Raw genomic sequence first — 20,702 nt, forward strand, 5'->3', positions numbered from 1 at the left:
TCTATCTGCATGTTGTGTGCTCTTTTGGAAATCCCGACCGCCTTGATGGGAGTGGAGCGATGGGTTTTCTACCGAATTTTCGTATTTCGTCGCCGCTGAGCGCAGCGATCGTCGTTCTTGGCTCCGGGTTGTCCGCCCAAGCTGCTGACGTTGCTATCAAGCCAGCGACGCCTGCGCCAGCCTGGATCGACACCTTGACCGTGACCGGAGCAATCGAAGCCGGCGAGACGTTCAATCCAGGCTATCCGTCCAATGGATTGAATTTTGGCAGCCTGTTCACGGATAAGGCCAATTCAGTCCTGCTCAATCAGGCGTTGCTGACCGTCCAGCGGCCGCTTGACACTAATGCGACCGGCTATGATGTCGGGTTCAAGATCCAGACGATGGTCGGATCCGACGCGCGCTATACCCATTATTTGGGCGAGCTCGACTATATCCTCCCCGGCCGCATTCAATACGACATTGTCGAGGCTTGGGGCGCGGTCCATCTGCCCTGGCTCTACAAAGGCGGCATCGACGTCAAGGTCGGTCAATACGTGACCCTTGAGGGCGCGGAAGTCATTCCAGCGGCCGACAATCTGCTCTATTCGCACTCGTATATCTTTAATTTTGGCGTCCCCTTGAAGCACACGGGCGTCATGACGATCTCGCATATCGATCCTTTGTTCGACGTTTATGCGGGCGTCGACACCGGCGTCAACACCTCGGTCGGCTGGCCGGGCGACAACAACCGGGCCCTTGCTTTCCACGGCGGCGTCGGGCTCAACCTGCTCGACGGCAATCTCACCATTCTGGCGACCACCCATATCGGACCGGAAAATCCCGACGTGCCGGCGGTCGTCACCGCCTGCGAGTGTAATCCCAACCGCGCCTTGCGCTATCTCAACGACGTGACGGCCACGTGGAAGGCGACCGACAAGCTGACCTTCATCACCGACCTCAATTATATCCACGACAACGCCTTTCACGCCAGCGGATATGGCGTGGCGCAATACGCCGCCTACGCCATCAATGATTGGCTGAAGATCGTCGGCCGCGCCGAGGTTTGGCGCGACGCGCAGGGCTTTTTCGTCGCCGCTTATCCGGGCAATATCGACTTCGTGAATGCAGAGCATGGCTTCAACTACGCCAATATGGGCGATGGAACCTACTATACTTATGGGATCATCCCCGCGTCGGCCCCGACGACCTATCTCGAGTTGACCGCCGGGCTCAATATCACCCCGACGCTTCCGACCGATCCGGCGTTGCCCCTGATCAAGGGCCTGATCGTTCGTCCCGAAGTGCGCTACGACGCATCCTTGAGCCATACGACGCCTTTCGACGCCGGCCAAAAAGCGTCGCAGTTCACTTTCGCAGGCGATATCATTGTGAAATTCTAAAAAGGATCGTCAAAATCTGACGTCACCCGAACGGGGCCGCTTGCGGCCCCGTTTTGCTTTTCCGCCGAAGTTTTTTGTCGTTTGACCGGTGGTTTCGCCGGTTTAGGGCCTTCGGGACCGCGCTCGAGCCAATTCCCTACGCAGGCTTGCCGGCTTTGGCGAGGCCGGTAGCGCCTAGCTGACCTAGCTCAAGGCGCTTTTCTTTTATGCGATTTATATTTCCCGCGCCGCCGGGAACGCTCGACCCTATATGCGCCGGCCGCGATATAGGCCCCTATGCTCGCCTTGCGCTCAGCGGGCGGGACGCAGAAGGGATCCACTGCAATGCTTAGTTATCTGCTCGATCCGGTCTATCTCGCCGTTGGCGTCGCAGCCTTTGTGGTCACCGCGCTTTATCTCGAAGCTTGCGCCAACTTGTGAGGCTCCTTCCATGACATTCGATCTCGTGCTGGGTGCGCTCGTGACGATCGGCCTGCTTGTTTATCTGGTCGCGGCCCTAATTCGCCCCGAGCGTTTTTGAGGAAGAGTTTTCATGACCGCCAATGGCTTCATTCAGATCGCGCTTTTTTGCGTGGTCGTCACGCTGCTGGTCAAGCCATTCGGCTTGTACATGACCCGCGTGTTCAACGGGGAGCGGACCTTCCTGTCGCTTGTGCTGCGCCCCGTCGAGCGGGCGATTTATTTGGCGAGCGGAGTCAAGGAAGACGAAGAACAGGACTGGCGCGGCTATGGCCTCGCCATGCTCTTCTTCACTGTGGCCGGCTTCATCGCCCTTTATGCGATCCAGCGCTTGCAGGCCGTTCTGCCGTTCAATCCTCAGAATTTGGACCCGGTCGCGCCGGATCTCGCCTTCAACACCTCGGTAAGCTTCGTCACCAACACCAATTGGCAATCCTATGTGCCCGAGACCACGATGAGCTATCTGACCCAGATGGCCGGTCTCACCACGCATAATTTCGTGTCGGCGGCGACGGGCATCGCGCTCGCCATTGCGCTTGTCCGGGGGTTCGCCCGGCGCTCGGCTCTGACGATCGGCAATTTCTGGGTCGATATGACTCGGACTGTCCTTTACGTGCTCTTGCCGATCTCGATCGTCGTCGGATTATTCTTTGTCTGGCAGGGCATGCCGCAAAATCTAAATCCTTACATTGAAGCGACGACGCTCGAAGGCGGAAAGCAGCTCATAGCGCAAGGACAAGTGGCTTCGCAGGAAGTCATCAAGATGATCGGCACCAATGGCGGCGGCTTCTTCAACGCCAATTCGGCGCATCCCTACGAGAACCCGAACGCCCTGACCAATTTCATTCAGATCGTACTTATCTTCTCGATCGGTGCGGGGCTCACCAATGTGTTTGGCCGGATGGTCGGCAATGAGCGCCAGGGCTGGGCGATCTTCGGAGTCATGGGCCTTCTGTTCCTCGCCGGCACCCTCACGGTCTATGGCGTCGAGAGCCGCGGGAATCCGGCTTTCGCCGACCTTCCCGTCGCCGCCGCGCCGAGCGCGCTGCAGGCCGGCGGCAATATGGAAGGCAAGGAGGTGAGATTCGGCATCGCCAACTCCTCGCTCTTCACCACGGTCACAACCGACGCATCCTGCGGCGCCGTGAACACGATGCACGACAGCCTGCTCCCGCTCGGCGGCATGGTTCCGATGATCAACATCATGTTGGGCGAGATTATCTTCGGCGGCGTCGGCTCCGGCCTTTACGGGATGCTTCTCTTTGCGATCGTCGCGGTGTTCGTCGCTGGCCTCATGGTCGGCCGGACGCCGGAATATCTCGGCAAGAAGATCGAGGCGAAGGAGGTCAAGATGGCCATGCTGGCCATTCTCATCCTGCCTTTGTCCATCTTGGGCTTCACGGCGATCGCGGTCGTCGTCGCTCCTGGGCTCGCCGGGCTCGCCAACGCCGGCCCGCATGGCTTCAGCGAGGCGCTTTACGCCTTTACCTCCGCCACCGGAAATAATGGCAGCGCCTTCGCCGGCCTCAGCGCCAACACGCCGTTTTGGAACACCACGCTCGGCCTCGCCATGTGGATCGGGCGGTTTCTGTTCATCGTCCCGATGCTGGCCGTCGCCGGATCTCTGGCGCGCAAGAAGCTTGTTCCGGCGTCGTCAGGAACCTTCCCGACGGACGGCGGGCTATTCGTCGGCCTTCTGATCGGCGTGATCTTGATCATCGGCGGGCTCACCTTCTTCCCGGCCTTGGCGCTCGGCCCCATCGAGGAGCATCTCGCCATGTATGCGGGCCTTCTCTACTGAGCCCATTGTAGATTTTTCGCGAAGGACAAGGCGAAATCCATGGAAACCAGAACATTGCCGCATAAGGTCAAGGCCCGCGGCGGCGTCTCTTCCCTCTATGATCCGGCGATCATCCTCCCGGCCATCGGGGACTCCTTCCGCAAGCTCGATCCGAGGCTCATGATCCGCAATCCGGTCATGTTCGTCGTTGAGATCGTGAGCGTGCTGACGACGATCCTCTATCTGAAAGATCTCGTGACCGGCGCGGACGCGGCCTCGCTGAAATTCACCTTCCAGATCTGGTTTTGGCTCTGGATCACCCTGCTTTTCGCCAATTTTGCTGAAGCCGTGGCCGAAGGCCGAGGCAAGGCGCAAGCGGCGACCTTGCGCAAGGCGCGCAGCGACACGGTCGCCAAGCGCGTCGTTCCAGGGCAGGGTTCCCGCACCGAGCAGGTCGCAGCCTCGGCCTTGAAGCCCGGCGATCTCGTCGTGGTCGAGACGGGGGACCTAATCCCGAGCGACGGTGACATTGTCGAGGGCGTCGCCTCGGTCGACGAGTCGGCGATCACCGGCGAATCCGCGCCAGTCATTCGTGAAAGCGGCGGCGATCGCTCGGCCGTCACCGGCGGAACCCGTGTTCTCTCCGATTGGATCAAGGTGAAAATCACTGCGGCTCCGGGATCGACATTTCTCGATCGCATGATCGCCTTGGTCGAAGGCGCTGAGCGGCAGAAGACCCCCAACGAAATCGCGCTCAACATCCTTCTCGCGGGCCTCACCCTGATCTTCGTCTTCGCCGTCGCGACCATTCCGAGCTTCGCGCATTATGCGGATGGCAAGGTTTCGGTCATCGTGTTGGTGGCGCTTTTCGTCACGCTGATCCCGACCACGATCGGCGCGCTTTTGTCGGCGATCGGCATTGCCGGCATGGACCGCCTTGTGCGTTTTAACGTTCTCGCCATGTCCGGGCGGGCGGTCGAGGCGGCGGGCGACGTCGACACCTTGTTGCTCGACAAGACCGGCACGATCACGCTCGGCAACCGCCAGGCGGCGGAATTCATCCCGCTCCCCGGCGTCACAGCCATGGAACTCGCCGATGCGGCCCAACTCGCCTCACTGTCGGACGAGACGCCGGAAGGCCGCTCGATCGTCGTGCTCGCCAAGGAAAAATACGGCATTCGCGGGCGGGAGATGGGCGAGCTCAACGCTAGATTCATCCCCTTCAGCGCCTTCACGCGATTGAGCGGCATCGATACCGAGGCCTCCGTGATCCGCAAGGGCGCGGTGGACGCTGTCCTGGCTTTCGTGCGCTCGGATGCGGCGAGCCCGGCAGGCGCCTCGCAGGAAGGCGCGGTCCCAGCGGCGCGCGCCCTCGTTTCCGAGGCTGAGGTTCGCGCCCTGACGGCAAGCGCTGACAAAATCGCGAAATCGGGCGGCACGCCGCTCGCCGTCGCCAAGGACGGTCGGCTGTTGGGGGTCATTTACCTGAAGGACATCATCAAGGGCGGCATCAGGGAGCGTTTCGGCGCCCTCCGTCAGATGGGCATCAGGACCGTGATGATCACGGGCGATAATCCCCTGACGGCGGCCGCGATCGCGGCCGAGGCGGGGGTCGACGACTTTCTCGCCCAAGCGACGCCCGAGGCGAAACTGAAGCTGATCCGCGAGGAGCAGGCGCAAGGCAAGCTCGTCGCCATGTGCGGCGACGGCACCAATGACGCGCCCGCGCTCGCCCAGGCGGACGTCGGCGTGGCCATGAACACGGGAACCATGGCGGCGCGCGAAGCCGGCAATATGGTTGATCTCGACAGCGATCCCACCAAGCTGATCGAGATCGTCGAGATCGGCAAGCAGCTCTTGATGACGCGCGGCGCGCTGACGACCTTCTCCATCGCCAATGACGTCGCGAAATATTTCGCGATCATCCCGGCCATGTTCATCGCCTTCTATCCGCAGCTGCAGAGCCTCAATGTGATGCATCTTGCGACGCCGGAAAGCGCGATCTTGTCGGCGATTATTTTCAATGCGCTGATCATCGTCGCTCTGATCCCGCTCGCGCTGCGCGGCGTCGCCTATCGGCCCGTCGGCGCAGCTACCATTCTGCGCCGCAACCTTCTCATTTACGGCCTTGGCGGCGTCATCGTTCCCTTTATCGGCATCAAGCTGATCGACATCGTGATCCGCGCGATCGGCCTTGCCTGAGGACAAGCCAAACATGATCAAGCATTTGCTTCCCGCCGTCATGCTGACGGTTATCCTGACCGCCCTGACAGGGCTCGCCTATCCGCTCGCGATGACGGGAATAGCTCAGCGACTCTTTCCGCATCAGGCCAATGGAAGCCTCATCGAGCGCGACGGAAAGATCATCGGATCCGAACTGATCGGGCAGAACTTCACCTCGGACGGCTATTTCCACGGCCGGCCCTCGGCGACGACCGATACGGACCCCAATGATTCGACCAAGACCGTGCCGGCGCCCTATAACGCCGCGAATTCGGGCGGGTCCAATCTAGGACCGACCTCGAAGGCGCTCGTCGATCGGGTGAAGGCGGATGCAGAGGCGCTCGCCGCGCAAAACCCCGCCGCGCCCGTGCCCGTCGATCTCGTGACGACGTCGGCAAGCGGCCTCGATCCGGACGTCACCCCCGCGGCGGCGCTCTTCCAGGTTCCGCGGGTCGCCAAGGCGCGCAAGATCTCGGACGAGCAATTGCGTCGCCTGGTCGCCGACAACACGACCAACCGATTTTTGGGTGTCCTCGGCGAGCCGCATGTGAATGTGCTGAAGCTCAATCTCGCGCTCGACAAGGCCTTCCCAATTCAGGAGAGCCGAGCCGGGGAGGCGGGAGCGCCAGCAGCCGAGCCTAGTTCGCTCGCTGCGGCTCCCGCAGCGGAGCCAAAGGAGGAATCCGCCGCAGCCGCAGGGACCATGGTCGAGGAAGAGCGGGTGGCTCCGGCCGCTGCGTCGGCTGCGGTCGAGGCGCCGGCGCCGAAAGTCGCCGCTGAGTCGCCGGCTCCTTCCATGGCGCAGTCCGAGACGGCGGCGCCAAAGCCGGGACCCATATTTCCGTCCGAAATCGCGGTCGCCCATGCCGCGGAAAAGCCGGGGATCGCGCGCCTCAAAACCTGCACCGACCAATATCGCGCAAATGCCGCCACAAATTCGAACGGCGGCCTGAAATGGACAGATTATTGGAAGGAATGCAAAAAACGCCTAAAAGGCTGACGCATTATTTTGCCCGCTCGGGCGCGAAACCTTTCTGAGCGAAAGCGCAGACGAATATGGAGAAACGCGACAGCGCTGAGCGGAGGCCCTCGCCCGACGCGCTTCTGCGTGATGCGCAGCAATGCGAGCAGGGCCGGCTGAAGATCTTTCTCGGCGCGGCGCCCGGCGTCGGCAAGACCTATGAAATGCTGACGACGGCGCGCGCCAAGAAGGTCGAGGGCCTCGACGTCGTCGTCGGCGTCGTCGAGACGCATGGGCGCAAGGAGACGGAAGCGCTCCTGCAAGGGCTTGAGATTGTCCCGCGCCGAAGCATCTCCTATCGCGGCCATGGCCTCACCGAGATGGATCTCGACGCTATTCTCGCGCGGCGGCCGAGATTGGTTCTGGTCGACGAGCTCGCCCACACCAATGCGCCGGAGAGCCGCCATCCGAAGCGCTATATGGACGTCGAGGAGCTGCTCGCCGCAGGGATCGACGTCTACACGACGCTGAACATCCAACATGTCGAGAGCCTCAACGACGTCGTCGCCAGAATCACGCGCGTCCGGGTTCGCGAGACGGTCCCGGATTCGATCATCGACCGCGCCAATGACATCGAGGTCGTCGATCTCACGCCGGAAGATCTGATCGAGCGCCTCCATGAAGGAAAGGTCTATGTGCCGGATCAGGCGCAGCGGGCCGTCCAGCATTATTTCTCGCCCGGCAATCTCACGGCGCTGCGGGAGCTTGCGTTGCGTCGGACCGCGCAGCGGGTCGACGAGCAGATGGTCGACTACATGCGCCTTCACGCGATCGAAGGCCCGTGGCCGGCCGGAGAGCAGGTGCTCGTTCTCGTCGACGCGGCGAAAGCCGGCAATTCGGTCGTGCGCTACGCCAAGCGCATGGCGGATCGCTTGCGCGGGCGATGGGCCGCGATCCATGTTGAGACTCCGGCTGACGCCCGGATGAGCGAGGCCGAGAGGGACCGCGTCGCGCAGACTCTGCGCTTGGCGCAAAGGCTCGGAGCGGAAGCAATCTCGATTCCCGGCCAGGACGTCGCCGACACAGTCGCCGAATATGCGCGCGCCAATAATTTCGCCCATATTATTATCGCCAAGTCTGAGCGCAGGTTCTGGCGCGATTTTTTTCGCGGGACTTTCAGTCAGAAGCTGATCCGAATCGTCGGCGATGTGAGCGTGCATGTCATCGCGCGCCCGGCCGATCGGAACGCCGCCGTCGACCCCGGGACCAACAAGACGGCGGCGGAAAAGGCTCCGAGCGACGTCAAAGCCTATTTGGCGAGCCTTTCCTTCGTCGTGGCGGCGACTCTCATCGCCATTTTCCTGCGCCAGACGCTCGGCGTGTCCAATGTCGCTCTGTCCTATCTCTTGGCGATTCTGGCGAGCGCCGTGACCTATGGCTTGTGGGCGTCCTTGCTGGCCTGTCTCGTCAGCCTACTCGCCTATAATTTCTTTTTCCTGCCGCCGCTCTACACGTTTACGATCACCGACCCGGAAAATGTGGTCGCGTTGTTCTTTTTCGCCGCCGTCGCGATCATCGCGAGCAATCTCGGCGCGCGGCTGCGCGCCCAGGCGATCGCGGCGCGACAAAAGGCGCGCATCACGGAGGAGCTCTATCTCTTCAGCCGCAAGCTCGCGGGCGTCGCTGCGCTTGACGACGTGCTGTGGGCGACCGCCCATCAGATCGCCTTGATGTTGAAGGTGCGCGTGGTTCTGTTGCTGCCCGAGGATGGCGGTCTCGCGGTCAAGGCTGGGTTTCCGCCGGAGGATGCGCTCGACGACGCCGATCTTGCCGCGGCGCGCTGGTGCTTTGAAAAGAACCAGCCGACGGGACGGGGCGCGGACACATTGCCGGGCGCGAAGCGCCGCTTCATGCCTTTGCGCACCGGACGCGGCGCCGTCGGCGTGGTGGGCGTCGACCGCGACGCGCCGGGGCTTCTATTGACTCCGGAAGAGTCGCGCCTCTTCGATGCGTTGTCGGATCAGGCGGCGCTCGCCATCGACAGGGTCAATCTCGCGCGGGAAATCGATCGCGCCCGCCTGGCGGAGGAGACGGAACGCCTGCGCAGCGCGCTTCTCACCTCGATCTCGCATGATTTGCGCACGCCGCTCGCGTCGATTATCGGCTCGGCGACGAGCCTCGTCAGCCATGGGCAGGAGTTCGATGAGCAGGTTCGGGCGAGCCTCATGCGCACCATTCAGGAAGAGGCGGAGAGGCTCAATCGCTTCATTGGCAATCTGCTCGACATGACGCGGCTCGAATCCGGGCCGCTCAGGCCCCAGACGACGCCGACGGATCTCTCGGACGTCATCGGCGCGACCTTGCAACGAGCGGCGAAAATTCTCCAGAATCACGAGGTTTCAATTCGACTCGAAGACGGTCTGCCGATGCTCGAGATCGATATGGTGTTGATGGAGCAGGTTTTGTTCAATCTTTTCGACAATGCCGCCAAATATGCGCCGCTGCATTCCCAGATCACGATCACAGCTCGACGCGAAGACAAGAGCGTCGTCATCCGAGTCCTCGACGAAGGGGAGGGGATCCCAGATGCGGATCTCGACAAAATTTTCGACAAATTCTACAGGGTCCGACGGGCCGACCGGCAACGCGCCGGCACCGGTCTAGGCCTGGCGATCTGCCGCGGGTTCGTCGAGGCCATGGGCGGATCGATCACGGCCGGAAACAGAATTGACCGGCGAGGCGCCCTTTTCACCATCACGCTTCCCGCCCGGGACGAAGCGAATCCCGGCGCTAAGGGCGCCCGATGACCCAGCGCGCAGGTCCGCTTCGCGTTCTTGTCGTCGACGACGAGCCTGCGATCCTTCGCTTCTTGCGCCCTAGCCTGGAAAGCCAGGGCTATGTCGTCTCAGAAGCCGCCGACGGGGCCACGGCTTTGCGATTGGCGCTCAGAGACGCGGCGGATCTCATCGTTCTCGATCTCGGCCTACCCGACATGGACGGATTCGAGATCGTCCGACGGATCAGGGAGAGTGGCGGAACATTGCCGATCATTATTCTTTCGAGCCGGGAGAACGAGGACGCCAAGGTCAAGGCGCTTGATCTCGGAGCCGACGATTATGTGACCAAGCCGTTTGGAATCGACGAATTGCTTGCGCGCATCCGCATGGCGCAAAGGCATCGCCTGCAGCAGGCCGGGGAAAAGCCCTTATTTTACGCCGGCGACCTTTGCGTCGATCTCGTCCGGCGGATCGTGACCGTGCGCGGCGAGGAGGTCAAGTTTTCGCCACGCGAATATGAGGTCTTGCGCCTGCTGGTGGCGCATGCCGGCAAGGTCCTCACGCATCGTTTCATGTTGCGTGAGATTTGGGGCGGGGACGCAGACGTGCAATATCTGAGGATCTATATTCGCGCCCTGCGTCAGAAGATTGAGGCGGATCCCGAGCGGCCGAAGCACATTCTCACTGAAACCGGCGTCGGGTATCGTCTGCGCGAGCCGAATTGAACAGGATAGGAAAATAGAGGAGTTGGGCTTTCCGCCTGCATCCCGCCGTAAATCATCGTGATCTAGACTTGCTCAGGAATTCTTGCGAAGGCAATTTCATGGATCTCGCCGACCTTATCGACCCGAGCCGAGTGGTTTTCGCGGCCCGCGCGACGAACAAGGAGCAATTGCTTCGCGATCTCGCGGGTCGCGCGGCCGCTCAGCTCAATCTCGACGCGCAAGTCATTTCTGACGCTCTTCTTGCGCGTGAAGACCTCGGCTCGACGGGGCTCGGAGAAGGCTTTGCGCTCCCTCACGCCCGGATTCCGGGCCTCGACCGCTTTTTTGGCATGTTCGCGCGGCTCAACCGGCCGATTCACTTCGAGTCGATCGACGGCAAGCCCGTCGACCTCGTCTTCCTTCTGCTGATCCCGGCGACGGCGGGCGGCGAGCATCTCGCCGCGCTCGCCGCCGTTTCCAGGCATTTGCGCGACCGCGAATTCGCGGCGAGCTTACGCAAGGCGGCGAGCTCGGCGGCGCTTTGCGGGCTCATCTGCGATCCGCAGCATTCGCGTTAGATCACAGGCCCGGACGGGGTCGGACTGAAACTGATCGAGGGATTCCATGCGCGCTTTCGATCCGAATTTTCAGACATCTGTATGCTTCGCCCCTACCGCGGAAGCGATGAGAACGTAGCGCAACGCGCCGCGGGATTGCTCGCGCTGTGGTTCGCGGATAGACTTGTCGCGCGCCTTTCGATTTGCAATTGAAACGCAGGGACTGACCGGCGATCAGCTGGACTCGTCGACGTCGGAAGGCTCGGTCGCGTCTTTCTAGCCCTCGCGACCCGCCAACTGGCGGGGGCGGGTCCTGAGAAGTGGAAAGCTTGCATTCTGGCGTTCGATCAGCAACAGCGCGATCATGAATTCGGCGACGATCGCGGAGGCGATGAGCCAGACGAGCTGGGTGTTCTGGCGCACCAGACTTTCGGCGCCTACCATGAACGCGATGTGAATGATCGGGATCAGCGCGATAATGACCGTCCCAGCCGCTGACGCGCGGCCCGTCGCCGAGCAGAAGTTCAGGATAAGCCCGATCGCGAGCAGCGAATGGGCAAGCGCCAGGATCGGGATGGCGAAGCGCTTGGTCCCTTCGCTCATCCATTCGGCGTATCGGCGTGGTCCGAGATCGGGACCGGGACGTCCGGGGAAAAATTCGCTGAACGTCAGCTCGAAGGCGCCGCGCCAATCGCGCTTGGGCAGCCCGCTGGCGCCCTGCATGTTGATCGGAATGACATATTCGTCGAAATTGGCGCTTTGCATGGTCGCGCCATTCTCGGCGCGCGTTTGAATCGAGCCATTGCTCAAAATCATCACGACGCCGGTCTCATTGCGGCGGAACTCCGTCACGGCGGCGTTGATGATCTGCTCTTCGTTCTTTTCGGGAGAGAATTGCCGAATATACATGCCGGTCGCCACGTCGACGGAGCGCCAGCGCTCGAAATATAAGGTGCGATAGCCATTGTCCAAATGGTAGAATCGACCGGGCTCGAGCATGCGATGATTGAGCGAGTTCTGAATCACATAGATCACGTCATGCATCTTGCCGACATTGGCGGGCGCGACGACCGTCGAGATCCAATAGCCGAAGACGACGGCGACGGACGCGACGAGGCAGGCGGGGACGCAGAGCGACCAGACTGAGAGGCGCAAGGAATAAAGAACGGCGACCATGCCTTCGGAGGACATGCGGGAGAATTCGAGCGCCACCGCGATTCCGACGGCCATTGGCAAGGCGACGTAAAGGACCGTCGGCAGCGTGCCGTAAAGAGCCGGAAGGAAAAGGCCTCCTCTCATGGCGGCGGCCGGAAGCTGATGGAAGAGAGAGGCGAGGACGACGGGAATGCAAAGGCCAGCCTCGATCAGCAAGGCTAGGACGGCGATCCGTTGGACGAGATATAAAGTAAGGAGGCGCGGCATCGCAGGCTCCGGAAAGCGGCGCTCGGCAAGCGTCCGAGATCAGATTTTCATGCGCGCCGCCGCCGCGCGCGCATGTTCACGCCATGCGGCGTCGAAGACGCGATCGGAGGGCAGCGAGGTCGCGCCGGCCCAATGGGCGAAGAAAATCCGATCGCCGACCCAATCGCGCGGCCGGCGCTCGTCGTCGAAGCTTACCGCCGTCACCTTGTAGAAGCTTTCGTCCGAGGCTCCAGCTACGCATTCGGCGAGAGAGGCGATCTTCAGTTGCCGCCTATGGGCCACGAAATTGCTCAAGGGCTGCGCGAACAGCATGCCGCGTTTGCGCACCGAATGGAAGATCCTTCCGTCCTCGGCGATGACTTTGTAAAAGTCCTGCAGCGACAGGATCTTGTTCGAGGTCAGGAAGAAGCCGTCGTTGAAGCGCCGGGCGTCGCGCAGAAAATCATATTTCTCGCTCTTTGTATTATAGACATATTCGTCGCTCGTGGACGCCATGATGAAGTCGACCTTGCCGGGCTCCAGACGGCCGAAGATCTCGCTCACGTCGCGAAACAAGATCGTGTCGACGTCGATATAGAGGACTTCGTCCAGCGGCAGGGCGAGGGAGAGAAATTTTCGAAGGCGTCGACGATGCTTCGGAAAAAAGGGGTAAAGGCGCTTCGCCAAAGCGTCGAGATCGCGCGAATCTTCCGTGACGAGATGGGCCCCATAGACTTCGGCTGCGCGTCTGGTCAAAGCAAGATTGTCGTCGTAGGGAATGAGATAGAGCGGAGTCGCCGCATTTGTGGCGCGATAGCTTTCGAGAAAGGGCAAAAGCCAATCGGAGATGCGGTCATTCGCGACGATCGCGACTCCATAGGACTTGGCTGCGGAGAATTTCGGTGAAGCTTGGTCTTGCGGCGGGGCTTCGCGCATAGGGGATGGGGCTCGGGGCGTGTTGCGGGGCGGAGTAAGCCGAGCCGTCTTGCTCGACTTGGTTCGGCAGGGTCGAACGACGCCGGAGAGAGCGGCGGTCGTCGATGTCAAATCTCCGTCCGGCGGGCCGAACGGAGACGGCCGAAGGCCGGCAAAGTCATTTCAGACGGACCAGCCGCCGGCATGCGGAAGATTTTGCATGCGGCTCGATGTACATTGATGAGGACCATGGATCAAGACTCTGAGGGCGACGCGACGGGGGCGGACCGTCCGCTCGCCGGAAAAACTGTTCTTCTTGCGCATCCGGCTTGGCATTCCTGCGGCAGCCATCAGGTTTTTGTCTCGCAGGCGCAGGCCTATCGAAGTCTCGGCGCGTCGGTCTTGAGCTTGGCAGTCGCCGATGCGCCCGGCGCGACGGCTGGCTCCGGCCAGCACACGGCCTATCTCGCGGCGAGCGGCGATCTCGAAGCTGATGTGCGCTTTTTCGCGGGCATGCCGTTGCTGCGCGTCCTGGAGGTCGATTTTCTTCGCGCCGCCCGAAAATGGCTGCATGGCGATTTCGCTTCGATCCTGATCGAGACGACGAAGCTCGCCGCGATTCCCGATGCGCTCGCAGCTTGGCCCCGGATTGATCTGATCCATTGCAATCATTTCTTTTGCATGCCGGCGGCGCTTCGCCTGCGCGAGAAACATCATTGCCCGGTGCTGCTCGACAGCCATGATCTTCAGGCCCGTCAATATGTGCTGCGCAATGAAGCCGGCTGGACCTTGAAGCCGCCGGCGCGTTTCGAGGACATGCTCGCAATCGAGCTTGAGGCGATGAAGGCGGCTGACCTGCTGGTTCATTTGAACAAGGACGAGGCGGCGGCCTTCCAGAAGCTCTTGCCGGAAGCCAGGCACGCCCTGGTCTATCCCGCGGTGGCGCCGATTTCCGCCGGGCCGGGCGGGGACGATCTCATCATGATCGCCAGCGCCAATTACGCCAATTTTCTCGATGTGTCCTGGTTTCTGACCGAGGTGCTTCCCCTCGCGCCGGAGGTCTCGGTGAAGATCCTCGGCAATATCAAGGGCGCATTCAAGCTCCGCGCGCCGAGCCTTTTGAGCAAGCACGCCGCGCTTTTTCACGGACGAATCGACGATCTCGACGCCGCCTATCGCAACGCCGCCGCTATCTTGCTTCCGACGACGCAAGGGCATGGAATATCGATCAAGATGATCGAGGCCCTATCGAGCGGTGCGCCCTTGATCGCGACGCCGCACGCCTTCCGGGGCTCAGGGCTCGATCCGGCCACCTTCGCCAATGTCGCGCTGGCGTCCGACGCGGCAGGGTTTGCGGCGGCGTTGCGGCGCGCGGCGGCCTCCAAAGCCGAGGCGCTGACGGACCGCGCCCGCGCGGACACGCGCGGGGCCTATGAGCGCATCTTTTCGTTCGAGGCTTATCGAAAGGCGCTGCTGAAGCTCTCCGCGCCTTTTTTCGCCGCTTGATCAGCCGCGCCGAATGTGTACGTCGAGTTCGGGCACGACCTCCAATTGGAGGCGCAAATCCAGCATCGCGCCGCTCAGGGTCTCGAGCACATGGGTGTCGTCGCTGACGCCCGAGAAGGTAACCTGCAGGACGCCGTCGCGCACCGCGACCTCGCTCAGATTCCCGCTTCCGTCCAGAATGCGCGCCTTGATCGCGTGGGCGACGAAATTTTCAATCTCTTTAGGCTCGGCCATGCGCGTCTCCTCGATTCTCCCGCAAGCCTATAACGCGCCGGGCAAATTCCATAGTCGGCGGAGATGGCTCGCGGGGCAGGGTCGCCGAGTCTGGACATAAAGAGTTGCTTATATCTTTATTGCCGTCGGTCGGCGGGCCTGCTATAGAGCCGGCGTCGTCATTCTGGAGCGTCAAAAGTCCATGACCCATTCGTTTAATGATTACGCCATCGCCGACATCGGCCTCGCCGACTGGGGCCGCAAGGAACTCGCGATCGCGGAAACGGAAATGCCCGGCCTGATGGCGACCCGCGCCGAATTCGGGCCGAGCCAGCCGCTCAAAGGCGCGCGGATCGCCGGCTCGCTGCATATGACGATCCAGACCGCCGCATTGATCGAGACCTTGAAGGCGCTCGGCGCCGACATCCGCTGGGCCTCGTGCAATATTTATTCGACCCAGGACCACGCCGCCGCCGCGATCGCCGCCGCCGGCATTCCGGTCTTCGCCCGCAAGGGGGAGAGCCTCTACGATTATTGGGAATATACCCATAAGATCTTTGAATGGGGCGACGGCGGCGCGCCGAACCTCATTCTGGACGATGGCGGCGACGCCACTTTGCTTATTCATCTCGGCATTCGCGCCGAGGCAGGCGATGTGGCTTTTCTCGACAAGGCGACCAATGAGGAAGAGGAAGTCCTCTTCGCCGCTATCAAGCGCCGCCTTTCGTCAAACCCCGGTTGGTACGGCAAGATCGGCGACGCGATCCGCGGCGTGAGCGAGGAGACAACTACCGGCGTCCATCGCCTCTATATCATGGAGAAGGAAGGCAAGCTTCTCTGGCCTGCGATCAACGTCAACGATTCGGTCACCAAGTCGAAGTTCGACAATCTCTACGGCTGCCGCGAATCCCTCGTCGACGGCATTCGCCGCGGCACCGACGTGATGATGGCCGGCAAAGTCGCCATGGTCGCGGGATTCGGCGACGTGGGCAAAGGCTCGGCCGCCTCGCTGCGCAATGCAGGCGCCCGTGTGCTCGTCTCCGAGATCGATCCGATCTGCGCCTTGCAGGCCTCGATGGAGGGCTACGAGGTCACCACGATGGAAGATGCGGCGCCCCGTGCGGACATCTTCGTGACCTGCACCGGCAACGTGGACGTCATCACGCTCGACCATATGCGGGCGATGAAGGACCGCGCCATCGTTTGCAACATCGGCCATTTCGACTCGGAAATTCAGGTGGCCGCGCTGCGCAACCTGAAATGGCACAATGTGAAGCCGCAAGTGGACGAGATCGAATTCGCCGACGGCAAGCGCATCATCCTTTTGTCGGAAGGCCGCCTCGTCAATCTCGGCAACGCCACCGGCCATCCGTCCTTCGTGATGTCGGCCTCCTTCACCAATCAGGTGTTGGCGCAGATGGAGCTTTGGACCAAGCAGGGCCATTACGCCCGCAAGGTCTACACCCTGCCCAAGCATCTCGATGAAAAGGTCGCGGCGCTGCATCTCGACAAGCTCGGCGTCAAGCTCACCAAGCTTTCGGACCAGCAAGCAAGCTATCTCGGGCTGCCGCAAACCGGCCCATTCAAGCCGGACCATTACCGCTATTGAGTCTTGTGTCGCGCGCAGTTGAAACAGGCCACGTGTTCCACGCTAACAAGGGCCGCCTTCGGGCGGCCCTTTGCATTTCATGTCATTGAAGAGCTGAGTCAAAGCAGATGACGAGCGCCCCCGCGCGGTGGATTGATGATCATGAACGCATCTACTTTGCAGTTCCACTCCTTAGGGTGCCAAAAAACTCACGACTTCAAAGGCAAATAAATATCGGTCAGATGCTGATGCTCCGGCGTGTCATGGTCGAGATTCAAATAGTGAAAATAGACGGGGAAGTCCCGTAGTTCTTCGCCGCTGTTCGGGAGCCATTGTCTATAAAGCTCATAGACGCTTTCGCTGATCCTCTCTCGCGAACCTGCGTGCGTGACCACGGCGCAGCGGCCGCCGGGGATTGTCTTCATGACAATTCCGTGCGGATTGCCGGGCGCGGATTCCATCAGCGAACCGCAAATGTCGAAGCGGAATTCATCAGGCGGAGTCACATTCGGGTCATTATGGGGGACGCCATAGGTTTGGCATTTGTTGACGGGCGAAAGACCAGTCGCCTTTCGCCATTCGATAAACCGCTGGACTGAATCATTGAGCGAGGCAGGCGAGCCCTTGTGCTCAAGCGCCGCAACCAAAATAGGCTCGACATTGACAATTCTAACTTCCATTTTGTTCGTCCTTTCGCGGGCCGGGATCGGAATCTGACAGCGTCTGCTCCACGAAGCCCAATCGGGCTTTTTGCGGAATTCGCTCGGCGTTTGATCAAATGTATTCTTGAAAGCGCGGGAGAAGGATTCAGGGTTTTCAAATCCTGAATCCAACGCAATGTCGATAATCGGCGCGAGAGGATTAAAGGCCAATCGATATGAAGCTCTTTTGAGCCTCATGAGCTGAATATATCGGGCGATGCTTATCTCGCAATATTCTGAAAACTGCCTGTGAAAGTGATATTTCGAAAAAACCTGCGACGTTGCTGAGAGCGTCAACAGTAAGGTTTCTATCCAAATGCGTATCAATATAATCAAGTACGCGGCTGATGCGTTGCGCATAGTTGCGTTCCTTGGTGGAGGTCTTGAATTCCATTTTCGCAAAGTGTCAGAATCTGGCCCTGCTGTCTTGACTGAAATTGCTGTCTCAACGGGTCGCTGCGCAATCGTCCTTGCTCCGCTGCGCGATTAAGATCGACGCCAGACGCGCCCAGGGCATCGGCTTTGGAACTCTAACGATAGACGCCAAAAGCGCACAGTCTGGGCTGCTGCGCGCGGGGCGATGCCCGCCATTCAGACGATATGTCCGCAATCAGAAAGTGGTTCGCGAGCAACCAGCCGTCTTGTCTATGAAATATGAATATTTATCATCCATCTTCAGGTCGGCCTGCGCTACTATAGTGAGGTCGAATCGGAGCCATTGCGGCGCCGCCGACCAATTCCGCAAAGAGCAGGGGGAAAGCCTTTGGAACGGCAAATATCATCGGCAAGGGTTGCTTCAATCTTCGCGTGGCTCGACAGCTTGTTCCGCTGTTCCGCTGGCCTGAGCGGTCGGGGTGAGACGGCGGCTTCCTCCTGCTGCCTCCTGTTTCTCGTTCTAGCGATTGCTTGTGGGGTCGGGCGCCCGCAAGTCGCCTTGGCGGCGGGGACGGATTGGGTCTTGCTATGTCCCACCGGGGGCGCGGGCGAGCCGCGATATCAGGATCAGAATGGGAACGTGATTGACATCGCCGATCCCGGCGACCGCGCCATCGCCACCAAGGCGTGCAATCCGCGCGTCCTCGGAGCGAACGCGAACGTCAATGTCAGCGTGACCAATAATAACGCGAATACGATTTATGTGGCGTTCACTGACTATGCGACTCAAACGCCCGGCCAGATTACGTGGAGCGGGAATTGCTCGGTCGTAAATTATCAGGTCGTGATTCCGAAAGGAACGACTTGCACGGCGTCCGTGCCCGCCGCCGCAGGCATCACCCGCTTTTGCGCCTTCACGAATCAGGTGCCTGTAGGTCAGACGCCGAACTGCAACTTGGCGCAAACCCACAATCAAACCATGGTGGAAACGAATTTCGGCACTGGATCCAGCGGGGTTTGCTATCCGACGTCGCAGAGCACCTGCGTCTGGTACGACATCAGCGTCATTCCGCAAAATTGCACGCCGAGCGCCTGGAGGCAGAACCATTGCCAGGACACCGGCGGCGCGGCCTATAATCTCCCGGTGTCTCTCGCCTGCCAGGGACAACCCACCTATACGTGCAAGGGTCCGCCGAGCAATATTCCGTTTGGAAATGCGAATTATCCCAGCAATTGCGGAGTCCCGACGGCGAACTGCGTCGGTAATTCTCCGGTCTGCGACAACGCTTATTTTTGGCCGACCCCGTCGCCGCAGCCGAATTCCGAATGCTTGGCCGGTCAGACGCTGGTGATCACCTTCTTGGCCGGATCTTAAAGCGCCGCATAGAAACGCAACCCGGGGCTGAAGGCGAGACGACCGCCGCCTTCAGCCGATTTCAATTCGGCCAATTGCTCGGTCTTGTTCAATAGCCGTGGCGACGATAGACCCGACGCGAGGTCCGGCGCGCCGATCGATGAGCGACTCCAGCGCGGGTCACGACCTGCACGACGGGCTCGTCATAATTTGAGTACTCTGAAATATTCGCCAGATTCGCAGGCGGGAGCGCCGCGGCGGCCGGCTCGCAACTCAAGAGCAAGGCGCTGCCGAGCACGAGGCCGAGGGTTTCTATTCGAGTCATATGCCATCCCCGATTGTAACGAGCTGTTGGAGCGTTAAAGATTTCTTTCCCGCCAAATAACTTTAGCCGGTCATTGAGTGATCAAGACCGCGATCGTATCTGCGCGGTGGGATTGCATCCTCCAGGAAGATCGCGACCCATCGGCTAAGGCTCCAACGCTCGAGCAGGAGATATGGTTGCGTCGCGAAGGACCTCTTTGTGACGCTTTGCCCGAGTCCGCCATAAATTAAATGGGCGATTTTGATTTGCGAATTGCGGCCGGGAGTTGCGGCTGCACGGCAACCGCGTCGAGCCCTATGTCAGCCTTCGTCTCGATACCATTTCGGCAGCAGAATGATGCAATTGGGGTTGAACCCCGCTTTTTTCAAAACGTCGACGACCGCCACCGCCGCGTTTTTTTCGAGATCGATCACGGTCACCGAACCGTCGCTCATATCCGGTAGATTTAGCAGGCTGTTCTGCACGAAGGCGTAGCGTCCATCCGGGGAAAAAGCGATATGATGGGCGCCGGCGGCGGCGGGAATGCTCTTGATCAGTTTTGGATGCAAGGGGTCGCCGCCAATGTCGAATATATTGAGATAGCCGGGCTTCGCCGTCGTGACATAGAGCCGGTCGGCCTTCTCATTGAAGGCGAATTCTAGGGGAACGCCTTGCTGCTCGGCCCCGAAATCGAAGGCCTGCTGGAAGGCGAAATCCTTTGTTTCCGGCCGCCAAAGCGCGGTCCATAAGGTCCCGCCATACATAGTGTTGATATAGGCCAGGGCAGGCGCGCGGCCCGGCGCAAAGGCGACCTCGACAGGCGCTTCGCCCGAAGGGGAAGGCTTGTTCGACAGTTTGTGGGTCGAGAGCAGCTTTTGCGAACTGGCCTCAATGACCGTCACGGTTTCGCCGGGGTCCTTGAGATCGGACGGCCGGACAGTGCTCGTTACGATGATCCGGTCAATCTCATCATTGAGAGCGAGCCCATGCGGCGTCTTGATGAAGGGGCTCGTGGGCGCGGGGGCTGAAATCACGCTACGGACCTTGTCCGTCTGCGCGTCGCCGACCACGATATTGCTGGAGCCCATGCAGGTCAGGTACCAAGTTCGCCTGTCCTTGGAAAAGACAATGTCTTCCCCAACCTTGCAGTCCGGGATATCGACGATTTTCTTGACGTCCGGAAAAGACTTGAGATCGAAAATCGTGAGCACGCTCTGGCCGAGCGCCGTGACATAGGCTTTGGAAAGATCGCGATTGTAGAAAATATGATGCGCGACAAGGTCGGGCGGAAGGGGAATGTTCTTGACGATCGTATTGAAATTCGGCGAGGCGGGATCAACGTCGATGACCGCTATGCCCTCCTTGCGCACGGTTTCCGTCGGCTTGCTTTCATAATTCAGCATGGCGAGGATCTCGCTATGCGCCGTCGTCGAGACGGCGATGCCCGCGCCTAACGCCGCGGCCATAATGATTCTTCTCGACATGATTTTGTCCTTTCGGTG

16 protein-coding genes and 1 pseudogene are annotated in these 20,702 nt (G+C 60.5%); 11 read left to right on the forward strand and 6 right to left on the reverse strand.

Annotation, left to right across the window (positions count from 1 at the left end; genetic code table 11):
- Positions 1 to 59: 59 nt before the first annotated feature.
- The 8 genes and pseudogenes from METAC_RS0102525 (at position 60) to METAC_RS0102565 (ending at position 10,864) form a co-directional block, all read left to right on the forward strand.
- Positions 60 to 1,382 (forward strand): porin, encoded by a 1,323-nt coding sequence (locus tag METAC_RS0102525; RefSeq protein WP_051335318.1) that lies wholly within the window; start codon positions 60 to 62, stop codon positions 1,380 to 1,382.
- A gap of 430 nt (positions 1,383 to 1,812) precedes the next feature.
- Positions 1,813 to 1,902 (forward strand): K(+)-transporting ATPase subunit F, encoded by a 90-nt coding sequence (locus tag METAC_RS26225; RefSeq protein WP_156898079.1) that lies wholly within the window; start codon positions 1,813 to 1,815, stop codon positions 1,900 to 1,902.
- Between the two features lie 12 nt (positions 1,903 to 1,914).
- A complete protein-coding gene (kdpA, locus tag METAC_RS0102540) occupies positions 1,915 to 3,642 on the forward strand; it encodes a potassium-transporting ATPase subunit KdpA (RefSeq protein ID WP_026605828.1) in 1,728 nt (575 codons plus the stop codon).
- Between the two features lie 39 nt (positions 3,643 to 3,681).
- Positions 3,682 to 5,823 (forward strand): potassium-transporting ATPase subunit KdpB, encoded by a 2,142-nt coding sequence (kdpB, locus tag METAC_RS0102545; RefSeq protein ID WP_026605829.1) that lies wholly within the window; start codon positions 3,682 to 3,684, stop codon positions 5,821 to 5,823.
- 13 nt (positions 5,824 to 5,836) lie between these two features.
- Positions 5,837 to 6,430, forward strand: a pseudogene (locus METAC_RS26970) (K(+)-transporting ATPase subunit C); the annotation flags it as partial.
- Positions 6,431 to 6,900: 470 nt separating this feature from the next.
- Positions 6,901 to 9,612 carry a sensor histidine kinase gene (locus METAC_RS0102555; RefSeq protein WP_026605830.1) on the forward strand — a complete coding sequence of 904 codons (2,712 nt, stop codon included), beginning with the start codon at positions 6,901 to 6,903 and terminating at the stop codon, positions 9,610 to 9,612.
- Positions 9,609 to 10,307 (forward strand): response regulator, encoded by a 699-nt coding sequence (locus METAC_RS0102560; RefSeq protein WP_026605831.1) that lies wholly within the window; start codon positions 9,609 to 9,611, stop codon positions 10,305 to 10,307. Before METAC_RS0102555 ends, METAC_RS0102560 begins: the two co-directional genes overlap by 4 nt.
- 98 nt (positions 10,308 to 10,405) lie before the next feature.
- A complete protein-coding gene (locus METAC_RS0102565; protein ID WP_026605832.1) occupies positions 10,406 to 10,864 on the forward strand; it encodes a PTS sugar transporter subunit IIA in 459 nt (152 codons plus the stop codon).
- Positions 10,865 to 11,119: 255 nt separating this feature from the next.
- Here METAC_RS0102565 and METAC_RS0102575 read toward each other — a convergent pair whose 3' ends face one another.
- Together METAC_RS0102575 and METAC_RS0102580 are read right to left on the reverse strand one after the other, a co-directional pair.
- Complete coding sequence (locus METAC_RS0102575; RefSeq protein ID WP_026605833.1) at positions 11,120 to 12,265, reverse strand: LptF/LptG family permease; 1,146 nt, start codon at positions 12,263 to 12,265, stop codon at positions 11,120 to 11,122.
- Between the two features lie 39 nt (positions 12,266 to 12,304).
- Positions 12,305 to 13,180, reverse strand: a complete 876-nt coding sequence (locus METAC_RS0102580; RefSeq protein ID WP_026605834.1) for a hypothetical protein — start codon at positions 13,178 to 13,180, stop codon at positions 12,305 to 12,307.
- A gap of 228 nt (positions 13,181 to 13,408) precedes the next feature.
- On the opposite strand from METAC_RS0102580, the gene METAC_RS0102585 reads away from it, so the two are divergent.
- Positions 13,409 to 14,665 (forward strand): glycosyltransferase, encoded by a 1,257-nt coding sequence (locus METAC_RS0102585; RefSeq protein WP_026605835.1) that lies wholly within the window; start codon positions 13,409 to 13,411, stop codon positions 14,663 to 14,665.
- Here the strand turns inward: METAC_RS0102585 and METAC_RS0102590 are convergent, their stop codons facing one another.
- The gene (locus METAC_RS0102590; RefSeq protein ID WP_026605836.1) at positions 14,666 to 14,899 is read right to left on the reverse strand and encodes a hypothetical protein; all 234 of its coding nucleotides are present in this window, start codon (positions 14,897 to 14,899) and stop codon (positions 14,666 to 14,668) included.
- Between the two features lie 181 nt (positions 14,900 to 15,080).
- Between METAC_RS0102590 and ahcY the strand changes: the two genes are divergently transcribed.
- On the forward strand, positions 15,081 to 16,487 hold the full coding sequence (ahcY, locus tag METAC_RS0102595; RefSeq protein WP_026605837.1) for an adenosylhomocysteinase: 1,407 nt from the start codon (positions 15,081 to 15,083) through the stop codon (positions 16,485 to 16,487).
- Positions 16,488 to 16,675: 188 nt separating this feature from the next.
- Here ahcY and METAC_RS21995 read toward each other — a convergent pair whose 3' ends face one another.
- A complete protein-coding gene (locus METAC_RS21995; protein WP_245257411.1) occupies positions 16,676 to 17,527 on the reverse strand; it encodes an AraC family transcriptional regulator in 852 nt (283 codons plus the stop codon).
- A 655-nt stretch (positions 17,528 to 18,182) separates the two neighbouring features.
- On the opposite strand from METAC_RS21995, the gene METAC_RS0102605 reads away from it, so the two are divergent.
- Positions 18,183 to 18,917 (forward strand): hypothetical protein, encoded by a 735-nt coding sequence (locus tag METAC_RS0102605; protein WP_156898080.1) that lies wholly within the window; start codon positions 18,183 to 18,185, stop codon positions 18,915 to 18,917.
- An 88-nt stretch (positions 18,918 to 19,005) separates the two neighbouring features.
- On the opposite strand, the gene METAC_RS0102615 is transcribed toward METAC_RS0102605, so the two are convergent.
- Both METAC_RS0102615 and METAC_RS0102620 read right to left on the reverse strand, forming a co-directional pair.
- Positions 19,006 to 19,221: a hypothetical protein gene (locus tag METAC_RS0102615; protein WP_026605839.1), complete on the reverse strand. Its 216-nt coding sequence runs from the start codon at positions 19,219 to 19,221 to the stop codon at positions 19,006 to 19,008.
- 299 nt (positions 19,222 to 19,520) lie between these two features.
- The gene (locus METAC_RS0102620) at positions 19,521 to 20,684 is read right to left on the reverse strand and encodes a YncE family protein (protein WP_026605840.1); all 1,164 of its coding nucleotides are present in this window, start codon (positions 20,682 to 20,684) and stop codon (positions 19,521 to 19,523) included.
- Positions 20,685 to 20,702: the final 18 nt, after the last annotated feature.

It is taken from the genome of Methylocapsa acidiphila B2 (assembly GCF_000427445.1).
Classification (GTDB): domain Bacteria; phylum Pseudomonadota; class Alphaproteobacteria; order Rhizobiales; family Beijerinckiaceae; genus Methylocapsa; species Methylocapsa acidiphila.